Source organism: Sphingomonas sp. Leaf9, assembly GCF_001421355.1.
Classification (GTDB): Bacteria; Pseudomonadota; Alphaproteobacteria; order Sphingomonadales; family Sphingomonadaceae; genus Sphingomonas.
This window is the reverse complement of record NZ_LMKC01000002.1, coordinates 789,323-801,895: the sequence shown is the minus strand read 5'-3', so window position 1 is coordinate 801,895 and position 12,573 is coordinate 789,323. Positions and strand designations below refer to the sequence as shown.

Here is a 12,573-nt window from a genome sequence, read left to right as displayed (position 1 = left end):
GCTGACCGGCGGGTCAGTCGGCGAACAACAGCACCGGCGTTTCGATCAGCCGCTTCAACGCCTGGACATAGCTGGCGGCGTCATGGCCGTCGACGACGCGGTGGTCGCAGCTGATCGACAGGTTCATCAGCTTGGCCTTCACGATCTCCTCACCACCGCCGGCCCGCGCGCGGAATACCGGGCGCTCGACGATGCGGTTCGGGCCGATGATCGCGACCTCGGGCCGGTTGATGACCGGCGTGGTGGCGATCCCGCCCAGCGGCCCGAGCGAGGTGATAGTGATCGTGCCACCCGACAGCTCTTCCGACTTCGCCTTGCCGGTGCGTGCCGCTTCGGCCAGCCGGACAATCTCGGTCGCCAGCTGCCACGGGTTCATGTCCTGCGCATCGCGGATGACCGGCACCATCAGGCCCGCATCGGTCTGCGCCGCCATGCCCAGATGGACGCTGCCGAAGCGGGTCACGACACCCGCCTCATCGTCGTAGCGCGCGTTCAGCATCGGGAAATCGGGCAGCGTGCGACAGATGGCGACGATCAGCAGCGGGAGCATGGTCAGCTTCGGCCGATTGCCCCGCGCGGCGTTCAGGTCGGCACGCATCGCCTCCAGCGCGGTCACGTCGATTTCCTCGACATAGGTGAAATGCGGGATGTGGCGCTTGGCCGCTGCCATGTTCTCGGCGATGCGACGGCGCATGCCGATGACCTTCACGGTTTCGTCCGGGCGGGCACGGCTGGCGTTCGGAGCGCGATAGCCCTGTGCGCTGCCGTAGCGGAGATAGGCGTCGAGATCGGCGTGGCGGATGTGTGGGCCGTCGTGGTGGACGGCGGACAGGTCGATGCCGAGATCGGCCGCGCGCGCACGGACGGCAGGGGAGGCCAAAACTCCTCCCCGCTCGCGGGGAGGGGGACCGTCCGGCGCAGCCGGATGGTGGAGGGGGGTGGCCTCCTGCGGGACAGGCTGCGGGGCGGAAACAGGCGTGGCGTCCAGCGGCACGCCCCCTCCACCATGCTGCGCATGGTCCCCCTCCCCGTCCCGGGGAGGATTTTGAACTTCCTCGACCCCCGGATTCTCCGCCTCGACCCGCTCGGGCTCGGCCGGCTGCACGACCTCCTCGGCCGTTTCGATCACCACCAGCGTCGACCCGATCGCGATCTGGTCGCCCGGTTCGCCCGCCAGTTCGACCACGGTGCCCGCAACCGGGCTTTCCATTTCGACCGTCGCCTTGTCGGTCATCATGTCGGCCAGACGGCCATCTTCCTCGACGCGGTCGCCGACGGCGACGTGCCAGGCGACGATCTCGGCTTCGGAAATGCCTTCGCCGATGTCGGGCAGGCGGAAAGAGAAACGTGCCATGGCGGTCAGTCCTGCATGATCTTCTTGAGCGCCTGTCCGATGCGGACAGGCCCCGGGAAATACGCCCATTCGAGGCTGTGCGGATACGGCGTGTCGAAGCCGGTCACGCGCTCGATCGGCGCTTCGAGATGGTGGAAGCAGCGTTCCTGCACCAGCGCCGACAATTCGGCACCGAAGCCGCCCGTCCGCGTCGCCTCGTGCACGATCATGCAGCGGCCGGTCTTCTTAACCGACGCCTCGATCGCCTCGATGTCGAGCGGGACCAGCGTGCGCAGGTCGAGGATTTCGGCGTCGATCCCGGCGGCCTCCACGGTCGCCTGCACGACATGGACCATCGTGCCATAGGCAAGGATGGTCAGGTCGCTGCCCTCGCGCACGACCTTCGCCTTGCCCAGTTCGATCCGGTAATAGCCCTCGGGCACTTCGCCACCCGCATGTTTCGACCAGTTCTGCGCCGGCTTGTCCCAATTGCCGTCGAACGGGCCGTTGTAGATGCGCTTGGGTTCGAAGAAGAGAACCGGGTCGTTGTCCTCGATCGCGGCGATCAGCAGGCCCTTGGCGTCATAGGGCGTCGACGGGATCACCGTCTTGATGCCGCTGACATGGGTGAAGATCCCCTCGGGCGACTGGCTGTGGGTCTGCCCACCGAAGATGCCGCCGCCGAAGGGCGAGCGTACCGTGATCGGCGCGGTGAAGTCGCCGGCCGAGCGATAGCGCAGCCGCGCCGCCTCGCTGACCAGCTGGTCGAGCGCGGGGTAGATATAATCGGCGAACTGGATTTCGGGCACGGGGCGCAGGCCGTAGGCGCCCATGCCGACCGCGACGCCGATGATGCCGCATTCGGTGATCGGCGTGTCGAACACGCGGGTCTTGCCGTATTTCGACTGGAGGCCGGCGGTCGCGCGGAACACGCCGCCGAAATAGCCGACATCCTCGCCCATCACGATCACGCTCGGGTCGCGGTCCATTACGACGTCCATCGCGGAATTGATCGCCTGGATCATGTTCATCCGCGCCATGTCAGTGGCCCTCCTTGCGTGCCCAGGGTCGGCCGGAGGCTTCCTCCTCGGCCATCATCTGCGCCTGTTGTTCGCGAAGGTGCCACGGCATGTCCTCGAACACGCCGTCGAACAGCGTATCGAGTGGCTGGTGCAGGCCGTGGCCGAGGATGCCGTTGGCCTCCGCCGCCTTCTGCGCGGTGCGGACCTGTTCGGCGACCTCGCGGTCCATCGCCGCGTGACGTTCGTCGTCCCACGCGCCGATGTTGACAAGATGCGCCTTCAACCGCGCGATCGGGTCGCCCAGCGGCCACGCCGTCGGCTCACCGGCCGAACGATATTGCGACGGATCGTCCGACGTCGAATGGCCTTCGGCGCGATAGGTGAAATGCTCGATCAGGGTCGGCCCCTGATTGGTCCGCGCGCGCTCGGCGGCCCAGGCGGTCGCGGCATAGACCGCCAGCGCGTCGTTGCCGTCGACGCGCAAACCGGCGATGCCATAGCCGATGGCGCGTGCGGCAAAGGTCGTCGCCTCCGCCCCCGCGAAACCGGAAAAGCTGCTGATCGCCCACTGGTTGTTGACGACGTTGAAGATCACCGGCGCGCGGTAGACGGTGGCGAAGGTCAGCGCCGAGTGGAAGTCGCCCTCCGCGGTGCTCCCCTCCCCGCACCATGTCGCCGCGATCCGGGTATCGCCCTTCGACGCCGACGCCATCGCCCAGCCCACCGCCTGCGGATATTGCGTCGTCAGATTGCCGGAGATCGAGAAGAAGCCGAAGTCCTTCGACGAATACATGATCGGCAGCTGCTTGCCCTGCAACTTGTCGGCAGTATTCGAATAGATCTGGTTCATCATTTCGATCAGCGGATAGTCGCGCGTGATCAGGATGCCCTGCTGACGATAGCTGGGGAAGGTCATGTCGTCGCGGTCGAGTGCCATGGTTCCGGCAACCGCGATCGCCTCTTCGCCGGTGCATTTCATGTAGAAGCTGGTCTTGCCCTGCCGCTGGGCGCGGAACATGCGTTCGTCGAACGCGCGCACCGTCGCCATCTTCAACAGCATCCGCCGCAGCATGTCGGGGTCGAGCCGCGGGTTCCACGGGCCGACCGCCTGCCCCTGTTCGTCCAGCACGCGGACCAGCGTGTAGCTGAGGTCGTGAAAACTGTCGGGCGCGGCGGCGGTATCGGGCCGGGTCTGCGCGCCGGCCGGCGGCACGGCGACGTCGGCGAAATCCACCGCGTCGCCGGGACGGAATTTGGGTTCGGGCACGTGCAGCGCCAGGCGCGGCAGATTCGTGCGGCTATCGCCGGTCATGCACTCTCCATGTCCGCTGCGCTAACCCAGACGGGCACGCAGACTCGTTACAAACGCTTGTTATATAATTTCAACACGCTTGGCGAGAGGCTGGGAGCAATTGTTACGGGGTTTCCCCCGGCATTGACCGGGGGAAACCGGTCAGTTCGTCGGAAAACCGCGCCGCTTGAACAACGCCGTCACGTCCGGGTCGCGGCCACGGAACGCACGATAGGCTTCCTTGCGATCGGTTTCGTTACCGGTCGACAGCAACGTCTTGCGGAACCGGTCCGCCGTCGCCTTGTCCCAGACATTGCCCGTGGCCGTGAACGCGGCCCAGGTGTCGGCGTCCATCGTTTCCGACCAGAGGTAGGAATAATAACCGGCGGAATAGGCGTCCGAGGAGAACAGGTGATTGAACTGCGGCAGGCGGTGCCGCATCACGATCTCCTTCGGCATGCCGAGCTTCGCCAGCGTGTCGCGTTCGAACGCCGCGACATCGGTCACCGGCGTCTCACGGTCATGCAGTTCCATGTCGACGATCGCCGAGGACAGATACTCGACGGTATCGAAGCCCTGGTTGAAGGTCGACGACTTCTCGATCTTGTCGACCAGCGCCTGCGGCATCGGCTGTCCGGTCTGGTAATGCTTGGCATAGCGGTCCAGCACGTCGCGGGTCAGCAGCCAGTTCTCGTTCACCTGGCTCGGATATTCCACGAAGTCGCGCGGCGTGCCGGCCAGCCCCGGATAGGTCACGTCCTGCAACAGCGAATGGATCGCATGGCCGAATTCGTGGAACAGCGTCGACGCATCGTCGAGGCTGATGAGCGTCGGCTGCCCGGCCGCGCCCTTCACGAAATTATTGTTGTTCGACGCCAGCACGTTCGTCTCGCCGCCCAGCTTCTGCTGCCCGCGATAGCGCGTCGCCCACGCCCCCGACCGCTTCCCGCTGCGCGCGAAGCCGTCGAAATAGAACACGCCGACATTCCGGCCCGTCCGCGCGTCGGTGACGACGAAGGTGCGGACATTCTTTTCGAACACCGGGATCTGCCCGGTATTCTCGGTGAACTTCAGGTCATACAGCCGCCCCGCCGCGTAGAACGCCCCGGCGAGGATGTTGTCGAGCTGAAGATACGGCTTCACCTCGCTCTCATCGAGGTCGTATTTCGCCTTGCGGACCTTCTCGGCATAGAAGCGATAGTCCCATGGCGCGATGGTGATGTTGGTGCCGTCCTTTGCGGCCAGCGCCTGCATGTCGGCCACTTCCTCGCGCACCCGCGCCACCGCGGCGGGCCAGACGCGCATCATCAGCGCCTTCGCATTGGCCGGCGTCTCGGCCATCGTATCGTCCATCCGCAGATAGGCATGGTTGCGGAAGCCGAGCAGCTTTGCGCGATCCTGTCGCAGCTTCAGGATGGTGGCGATCGTCGCCTTGGTATCGTTGGCATTGCCATTGTCGCCGCGCATAACGAACGCGCGCCACACCTTTTCGCGCAAGGCCCGGTCGGTGGCATAGGTCAGCACCGGCGCGACCGACGAACGCGTGTTCACGATCGCCCATTTGCCGGCCAGGCCGCGCTCGTCCGCCGCCGCCTTCAGCGAGGCGACGAAGCTGTCGGGCAGGCCGGCAAGCTGCTTCGCGTCATCGACGACGATCCACGTCTCCTCATCGGCCAGCACCTTCTGGCTGAAGTCGTTATAGGCGACCGACAATTGCTGGTTCAGGCCCGTCACCTGCTGGCGCTGCGCATCGGTCAACAGGCTGCCGCGACGCACGAAGCTGCGATAGGTCCGCTCCAGCAGGCGCAATTGCTGCGGGTTCAGCTTTTGCGTGGCGCGGGTGTCGTACGCCGCCTTTACCCGCGCGAACAATTTGGGGTCGAGAAACAGTTCGTCGTTGAACGCCGACAGTTTCGGCGACCATTCGCGGTCGATCGCCTGCACCTCTTTCGTCGCCAGGTTGCTGGTGTAGACGCCCCACATCGACCCCACCCGGTCCATCATGTCGCCGGCCAGTTGCAGCGGTTCGATGACGGTCTTGAACGTCGCCGGTCGCTTGTCGTCGCGGATCGCGTGAATGTCGCGGCGCATCTCCGCCATCGCCACGGGGAAGGCGACCGGGAACATCGCCGGCGTCACCTTGTCCCACGGCGGCACCCCCTGATACGGCCCCGGCCATTTTGCGGTCAGCGGCGTTGCGTCGCGCGTGGCGGCGGGCGCCTGCGGCATCGACGCGGCATGCGCCGCGGGAACGAACAAGGTGGTGGCGAGCAGGGTGCCGATGCGCAGGATCATGCAACTATCCGATTTTCGGGGCTAATTCGTAACGAGCGTAACCATCGGGAGCCGCTTGGCAAGATCGGCGTTGATGCGGCAACGAAACGACACGGGGCTTTCCATGAAGATCACTTCGCTGACCGAACTCGACCGCGTGCGCGACGAAGCGCGCAAGCTGGTGACCAAGCGCGCGCTGGTGTCGGCGGGGGCGTCGGCGGTGCCCGTCCCCGGTGCCGACCTGATCGTCGACGCCAATATCCTGACCAAGCTGCTGCCCGAAATCAGCAACCGGTTCGGGCTGGATGAAAAGCAGGTCGAGGCGCTGGAGCCCGACCGCGCCAAGCAGGTGCTGCTGATCGCCGCCAATCTGGGGAACGGCGTCATCGGCCGGTCGATCACCCGGCGGATCATCACGATGCTGATCCGCAAGGTCGGCGCGCGGTACGCCAGCAAGTCGCTGCTGCGCTTCGTACCCTTTGCGGGACAGATCGCGGCGGCCGGGATCAGCTTCGGCGCGATGAAGCTGGTCGGCAATTCGCATATCGACGATTGTTACGAGACGGTGCGGCGGACGCTGGCGTAGGGGCCACAGACCGGCACTTTCCGTCACCCCGGGCTTGATCCGGGGTCCTGCTTTTCGCCCGATGGCAGAAGAAGAAGCGGGACCCCGGATCAAGTCCGGGGTGACGTGTATGGGGTGATGTTCCCTACTCCGCCGGCACCAGCTCGATCACGTCCAGCATGGATTCGAACCGGGGATAGGGCAGGACGAGCCGCCAGCGCCGCTCGCCGATCCGCTCCAATACGCCCGCCATGTCGCGGTCGCGGTCCTGGCCATATTGCAGGGCCGCCCGCTCATCGCCGAGCAGCAGCGTGCCGAGAAACACGGTGCGGTCGCCATCGGCGAACAGCAGTCCCACCGGCCGCTGCGATCCGCTTTCCTTGTAGAAGCTGCGGACCTGCCCTTCGTCGCTGATCCGGCAGTCGAACGCGGGATAGGCGGTGAAGTCGCGCATCGCGCTGCCAAGGCCACCCAGCTTGAAAACCCGACAGCGATAGCGGCCGGCCGGCGCCATCGGCCCGGCCAGTGCCGCATCCGGCGCGAACAGCGCGCCCTGCGCCGCGATCGCCGCCGGGTCGGCGGCGCGGGCGCGCGGCAGTGCCGCCATCCACGCATCGCGCCAGCGCCGCAACCGGTCGCGGTCGGCCGACGTCGCGACCCGCCGCCAGTCGTCCGGCCCCTGTGCCGGCGGTGCCGCCGTGGCCGAAGCAGACGACGCCACCCGCGCCCCGCCACAGGCCGCAAGCGCGCAACCGGCGAATACCGTCGCCAGCGACAACAGGCGGATCATGCCGCGATCACGCCGCAGTCCAGCCGCCATCGATCGACAGGTTCGCACCCGTGATCGCCTTCGCCTCGTCGCGGCACAGGTACAGCGCGAGGCTGGCGACCTGTTCGGCGGTGACGAATTCCTTGGTCGGCTGTGCCGCCAGCAGCACGTCGTTCATCACCTGCTCGCGCGTCAGCCCGCGCGACGCCATCGTGTCGGGAATCTGCTGTTCGACCAGCGGCGTCCACACATAACCGGGCGAGATGCAGTTGGCGGTGATGCCGCAGGTCGCGACTTCCAGCGCGACCGTCTTGGTCAGGCCGGCAAGCCCGTGCTTGGCGGTGACATAGGCCGACTTGTTGGGGCTGGCGACCAGGCTGTGCGCCGATGCGGTGTTGATGATCCGGCCCCAGCCCACCTTCTTCATGTGCGGCACGGCGGCGCGGATCATGTGGAAGGCGGACGACAGGTTGATCGCCAGGATCGCGTCCCATTTGTCGATCGGAAACTCCTCGATCTTCGCCACATGCTGGATACCGGCATTGTTGACGATGATGTCGACCGACCCGAATTCGGCCGCCGCCTTGTCGACCATTGCCGCGATCTGGTCGGGCTTGGTCATGTCGGCGGCGTCGTAGCGCGCTTCGGCGCCGCTGGTCTCCGCCAGTGCGGCGCGTTCCTTCTCGATCGCGTCTGCATCGCCGAAGCCGTTGATGACGACGGTCGCCCCTTCGGCCGCGAACGCCTTTGCATAGGCGAGGCCGATGCCGGACGTGGAGCCGGTGACGATCGCAGTCTTGCCTTTGAGGAACATTGCTTATCCTTGGCGTTGGTGAAGATGGTGGGTCAGGTCGAACGCGGCGGTGCGCCCGTCGAGGATGTTTTCGGCGACGACGCGGGCATTGGCCATCGTCTCGGCGATGGCGGCGCGGCCGGCGGCCCAATGCTCCTCCATCGCGCGCGCCGAAAATTCGAAATCGCGCGCGCCGCCTTCCCAGCGGTTCGCGCGGTAGATCAGGTGGACGAGGCTCAAGGGGTGTTCGTCGGCCATCGCCTCCAGCGCACGGACATCGGCATCGTCGCGCAGGTCGGCGGGCAGCTTGCCGACCAGCCGGCGGATCAGTTCGCGTTCCTGCCGCAACCGCAGCCGTTCGGCGGTCACCTGTCGCGTGCGGCTGGAAAAGCGGATTTCCTTTTCGCGGGCCACGACGTCGCCGATGGTGCGCGGGAGGTCGGCCTCGGCGGAGAACAGGTCGACCTGAAACACCAGCATCGGATCGCGCTGATGGTCGAGGATGTGGGTCAGCGGCGTATTGCTGACCAGGCCGCCGTCCCAATACCAGCGCCCGTCGATCTCGACCGGGGGCAGCCCCGGCGGCAGCGCGCCCGACGCGATGACGTGGCGCGCGTCGATCCGTTCGCGCGCGCTGTCGAAATAGACGAAATTGCCGCTTTCGATGTCGACCGCCCCGACCGACAGCCGCACCGGGCCGTCGTTCACCAGATCCCAGTCGACCAGCGTGTCGAGCGTTTCGCGTAAGGGTGCCGTGTCGTAATAGCTAAGCGCGCCCGGCGTGCCCGGCGCGGCGAATTGCGGGGGAACTCCACGCGGGCGAAAGAAGCCGGGCACGCCGGTCGCCAGCACGACTCCGGCCGACCATTCATGCACCCATTCGCGCACCCGGTCATTGGGCAGGATCGGGAACCAGGGCAGCACGCCCGCCGCCGTCTGCCAGAATTGCCGCAGCCGTTCGACCCGGCGTTCGGGCGGGTTGCCCGCCACGATCGCAGCGTTGATCGCGCCGATCGAGATGCCGGCGACCCAGTCGATCTCGATCTGCGATTCCCCCAGACGGTCGATCACGCCCGCCTGATAACTGCCCAGCGCCCCACCACCCTGCAGCACCAGCGCAACGCAGTCGGGCAAGGGCAGTCCGGCGGGAGATTGTCGACGCAAACGGGGATCAGCTTCGGCCATCGACGATACTTTGCGCATTATACGAACCGGGTTCAACGCCCCTTCAACCGATTTCATCGCGGCAGGTTGCAACATCGTGACCGTTTCGCGCATTTCAGTACGCAGCTTCAACGATTGGACCGCCGCCCATGCGCCTCGACGATCTCGATCCATCCAGTAATGTCGACGACCTTGGCCGCGGCGGTGGCGGGGGCGGCGGGCTGAACCTGCTGGGGTTCCTGCCGCTGCTGCTCGGACGCGGCCTTGGCTGTGGCACGATCGGCATCATCGCGATCATCGGTGTCGCGTTCCTGATGTTTTCGGGCGGCGGGGGCCTGGTCGGCGGCGGATCGCAGGCACCGAGCACGCAGCAGGGTTCGGCGCAGAACGTGCCGTGCGACACCGCCGAGGAACTGTTCGCCTGTCGCGTGCTGAAATCGACCGAGCAGGTCTGGGGCCAGATCTATGCTGATCAGGGCGCGCGCTACACGCCGCCGCGCCTGCGCTTTTATGAACAGGGTGCGCAGTCGGGTTGCGGCGCGGCGCAATCGGCGATGGGGCCGTTCTATTGCCCGCCCGATCGCGGCGTCTATCTCGACACCGGCTTCTTCCGCGAATTGTCGCAGAAATACGGCGCGGGCGGCGACTTCGCGCAGGCCTATGTCGTCGCGCATGAGGTCGGCCATCATATCCAGAACCTGACCGGACAGGCCGAAGCGGTCAGCCGCGCGCAGCAGACGCTGCCGACGGAGCAAGGGAATGCCCAGTCGGTACGGCTGGAGCTGCAGGCGGATTGCTATGCCGGCGTGTGGGCAAAGCGTAGCGGTCGGATGGAGCCGGGCGATATCGAGGAAGGGCTGCGCGCCGCCGAAGCGATCGGCGACGACCGGTTGCAGGGCAATCGCGCCTCGCCCGAAAGCTTTACCCATGGCACGTCGGCCCAGCGCGCCTATTGGCTCAAGCGCGGCTATGAAACGGGCGATCCCGCCCGGTGCGATACGTTTTCAGGGACGATTTGATGAGCGTAGCGTTTCGTAGAGAGGATGACGACGAACATAAGGAGCCGCGGTTCGAGCTCCCCCTGCCGCCCGGCCCGAACCTGGTGACCCGGCGCGGGCTGGCGGCGATGGCGGCGCAGGTCGCGCGGCTGGAGGGCGAGCTGGACACGGCGGATGGCGATGCCGAGCGCATCACCGCGATCAAGCGCGACCTGCGCTATTGGCGGACGCGGCATTCGACGGCGCAGATCGCCCCGATCCCGACCGACGAGGTCGCGTTCGGATCGCGCGTCACCTATACGCTGAACGGGCAGCGCAAGACGATCGAGCTGGTCGGCAGCGACGAGGCCGATCCGGCGGCGGGGCGCATCCCCTTCACCGCGCCGCTGGCGCTGGCGATGACCGGGCTGATGGCGGGCGAGACGGCCGATTTCGGCGGGCGCAGCGACGCGATCGAAGTGATCGAGACCGGCCCGATCGAGCCATGACCCGTATCCTGGTCGACGCCGATGCCTGCCCGGTAAAGGAGGAGGTGTACCGCGTCGCCGAACGGCATGGCGCCAAGGTATCGGTCGTCAGCAACAGCCATTTCCGCGTGCCGGTGCTGCCATGGGTCGAGCGGGTGGTGGTGTCGGACGGGTTCGACGCGGCGGACGACTGGATCGCCGGAGCGGCGGGTGCCGACTGCGTGGTCATTACCGCCGATATCCTGCTGGCGGATCGATGCCTGAAGGCCGGGGCGACCGTGCTGGCACCCACTGGCAAGCCGTTTACCGGCGCGTCGATCGGCGGCGCGATCGCGACGCGGGCGATCATGGCCGATCTGCGCGCGGGCGGCGATCAGCTGGGCGGGCCGGCGCCGTTCGGCAAGAGCGACCGCTCGCGCTTCCTGCAAGCGCTCGACGCCGCGCTGGTGCGGCTGGCCCGCCAACGATAGGAGACGCCCATGGCCGAAAAATTCGAACGTCACCGCCAGCCCTGGCGCCCCGATGAAATCCAGAAGCTGCACCAGCTGGCCGGGAAAGGCATGGCGCTGAAGGCACTGGCGAAGGCGCTGACGCGGAGCGAGGAGTCGATCAAGGATCGGGCAAAGGAAGACGGACTGAAGATCGCGAAATTGCGGTGAGTCCGCGTCCTCCCCGGCACGGGGAGGGGGACCAGCGAAGCTGGTGGAGGGGGCGCTCCGCTGACGCTGCGGTTCCGTGTGCTGACACCCCCCTCCACCGTCCTGCGGACGGTCCCCCTCCCCGCGCAGCGGGGAGGAGTTTGGTTATAGCTTTACGAGCATCTTACCCTTGTTCTGGCCGCTGAACAGGCCGAGGAACGCGTCGGGCATCCGCTCCAGCCCTTCCACGACCGTTTCCTCGCGCTGGAAATTGCCGCTGGCGACGATTTCGCCCATGCCCTGCTGGAACTCGCCGATCTGGCCGAGATAGTCGCTGACGATGAAGCCCTGGATACGGATGCGCGCGGCGATGACGCGCATCAGGTAGCGCAAGGCCGTCGGCTGCGACGCGTTATAGCCATCGATCATGCCGCAGATCGCGAAGCGCGCATTCTGGTTCGCATGGGCCAGCGCCGCGTCGAGATGATCGCCGCCAACATTGTCGAAATAGACGTCGATTCCGTTCGGTGCGGCGGCACCCAGCGCCTTCACCAGCGGCACATCGCCCTTGTAATCGATCACGTGATCGGCGCCGAGCGAGCGGACCCATTCGACCTTTTCGGCGCCGCCGGCCGAGCCGATGACGGTCATGCCCTTGGCCTTGGCGATCTGCACCACGACTGATCCGACCGCACCCGCGGCCGCCGAGACGAACACCGTGTCGCCAGGCTTGGCCTCGGCAACCGTCAGCAGGCCGAACCATGCGGTCATGCCGGTCAGGCCCAGCGCACCGAGAAATGCCTGTTCGGGCAAATCGATATCGGGCAGTTTTTGCACGCCCTTGGCCGGCACGATTGCCTCGTCACGCCACCCGGCCATGTGCTGCACGCGGGTTCCGACCGGCACGTCGGCCGCGCGGCTCTCGATCACCTCGCCCACCGCGCCGCCGTCCATCGGCGCATCCAGCTGGAACGGCGGAACATAGCTTTTCACATCGTTCATCCGGCCGCGCATATAGGGGTCGACCGACAGCCAGCGATTGGCGATGCGGACCTCGCCCTCGGCCAGTTCGCGCTGCGGCAGCTCGCGAAACGCGAAATCCTCCATCACCGGCATACCCTGTGGACGCCGAACCAGATGCCACGCCTTCGCCATGTTCAATGCTCCATATCAGTTTCGTAGCGCAACTTAAGCAGCGACCGCCCAAAAGCAAAGGGGCCCGGTTTCCCGAGCCCCTCCACTGTCATCGCTGCGAGCCG

The 12,573-nt window shown here is 66.4% G+C and carries 13 protein-coding genes; 5 read left to right on the top strand and 8 right to left on the bottom strand.

Annotated elements, in window-relative coordinates:
- Positions 1-13: 13 nt before the first annotated feature.
- From ASE58_RS07705 to ASE58_RS07690, 4 genes are all read right to left on the bottom strand, one after another.
- On the bottom strand, positions 14-1,354 hold the full coding sequence (locus tag ASE58_RS07705; protein WP_055819395.1) for a dihydrolipoamide acetyltransferase family protein: 1,341 nt from the start codon (positions 1,352-1,354) through the stop codon (positions 14-16).
- A 5-nt stretch (positions 1,355-1,359) separates the two neighbouring features.
- Positions 1,360-2,364 (bottom strand): alpha-ketoacid dehydrogenase subunit beta, encoded by a 1,005-nt coding sequence (locus ASE58_RS07700; protein ID WP_055763687.1) that lies wholly within the window; start codon positions 2,362-2,364, stop codon positions 1,360-1,362.
- Positions 2,365-2,374: 10 nt separating this feature from the next.
- A complete protein-coding gene (locus ASE58_RS07695) occupies positions 2,375-3,667 on the bottom strand; it encodes a 3-methyl-2-oxobutanoate dehydrogenase (2-methylpropanoyl-transferring) subunit alpha (protein WP_055763512.1) in 1,293 nt (430 codons plus the stop codon).
- Positions 3,668-3,808: 141 nt separating this feature from the next.
- Positions 3,809-5,941: a M3 family metallopeptidase gene (locus ASE58_RS07690; protein ID WP_055819392.1), complete on the bottom strand. Its 2,133-nt coding sequence runs from the start codon at positions 5,939-5,941 to the stop codon at positions 3,809-3,811.
- A gap of 103 nt (positions 5,942-6,044) precedes the next feature.
- Here ASE58_RS07690 and ASE58_RS07685 point away from each other — a divergent pair, with 103 nt between their 5' ends.
- Positions 6,045-6,506 (top strand): hypothetical protein, encoded by a 462-nt coding sequence (locus tag ASE58_RS07685; protein ID WP_055763508.1) that lies wholly within the window; start codon positions 6,045-6,047, stop codon positions 6,504-6,506.
- Between the two features lie 124 nt (positions 6,507-6,630).
- On the opposite strand, the gene ASE58_RS07680 is transcribed toward ASE58_RS07685, so the two are convergent.
- The 3 genes from ASE58_RS07680 to ASE58_RS07670 are packed head-to-tail and all read right to left on the bottom strand — an operon-like array spanning position 6,631 to position 9,232.
- Positions 6,631-7,305: a DUF4893 domain-containing protein gene (locus ASE58_RS07680; RefSeq protein ID WP_235511940.1), complete on the bottom strand. Its 675-nt coding sequence runs from the start codon at positions 7,303-7,305 to the stop codon at positions 6,631-6,633.
- Positions 7,283-8,068 carry a 3-hydroxybutyrate dehydrogenase gene (locus tag ASE58_RS07675; protein WP_055819389.1) on the bottom strand — a complete coding sequence of 262 codons (786 nt, stop codon included), beginning with the start codon at positions 8,066-8,068 and terminating at the stop codon, positions 7,283-7,285. Before ASE58_RS07675 ends, ASE58_RS07680 begins: the two co-directional genes overlap by 23 nt.
- A gap of 3 nt (positions 8,069-8,071) precedes the next feature.
- Positions 8,072-9,232, bottom strand: coding sequence for a patatin-like phospholipase family protein (locus tag ASE58_RS07670; protein WP_082467802.1), 1,161 nt, complete (start codon positions 9,230-9,232; stop codon positions 8,072-8,074).
- Positions 9,233-9,360: 128 nt separating this feature from the next.
- Between ASE58_RS07670 and ypfJ the strand changes: the two genes are divergently transcribed.
- From ypfJ to ASE58_RS07650, 4 genes are read left to right on the top strand one after another with little or no spacing between them, the layout of a single operon-like run.
- Positions 9,361-10,230, top strand: a complete 870-nt coding sequence (gene ypfJ / locus ASE58_RS07665; protein ID WP_055819383.1) for a KPN_02809 family neutral zinc metallopeptidase — start codon at positions 9,361-9,363, stop codon at positions 10,228-10,230.
- Complete coding sequence (locus tag ASE58_RS07660) at positions 10,230-10,697, top strand: GreA/GreB family elongation factor (RefSeq protein ID WP_055819380.1); 468 nt, start codon at positions 10,230-10,232, stop codon at positions 10,695-10,697. The genes ypfJ and ASE58_RS07660 overlap by 1 nt, the downstream gene beginning before the upstream one ends.
- On the top strand, positions 10,694-11,146 hold the full coding sequence (locus tag ASE58_RS07655) for a YaiI/YqxD family protein (RefSeq protein ID WP_055819378.1): 453 nt from the start codon (positions 10,694-10,696) through the stop codon (positions 11,144-11,146). The genes ASE58_RS07660 and ASE58_RS07655 overlap by 4 nt, the downstream gene beginning before the upstream one ends.
- A 9-nt stretch (positions 11,147-11,155) precedes the next feature.
- Entirely contained in the window at positions 11,156-11,335 is a 180-nt protein-coding gene (locus ASE58_RS07650) for a hypothetical protein (protein ID WP_055763497.1), read from the top strand.
- Positions 11,336-11,479: 144 nt separating this feature from the next.
- On the opposite strand, the gene ASE58_RS07645 is transcribed toward ASE58_RS07650, so the two are convergent.
- The gene (locus ASE58_RS07645) at positions 11,480-12,469 is read right to left on the bottom strand and encodes an NADP-dependent oxidoreductase (RefSeq protein WP_082467770.1); all 990 of its coding nucleotides are present in this window, start codon (positions 12,467-12,469) and stop codon (positions 11,480-11,482) included.
- Between the last annotated feature and the right edge of the window lie 104 nt (positions 12,470-12,573).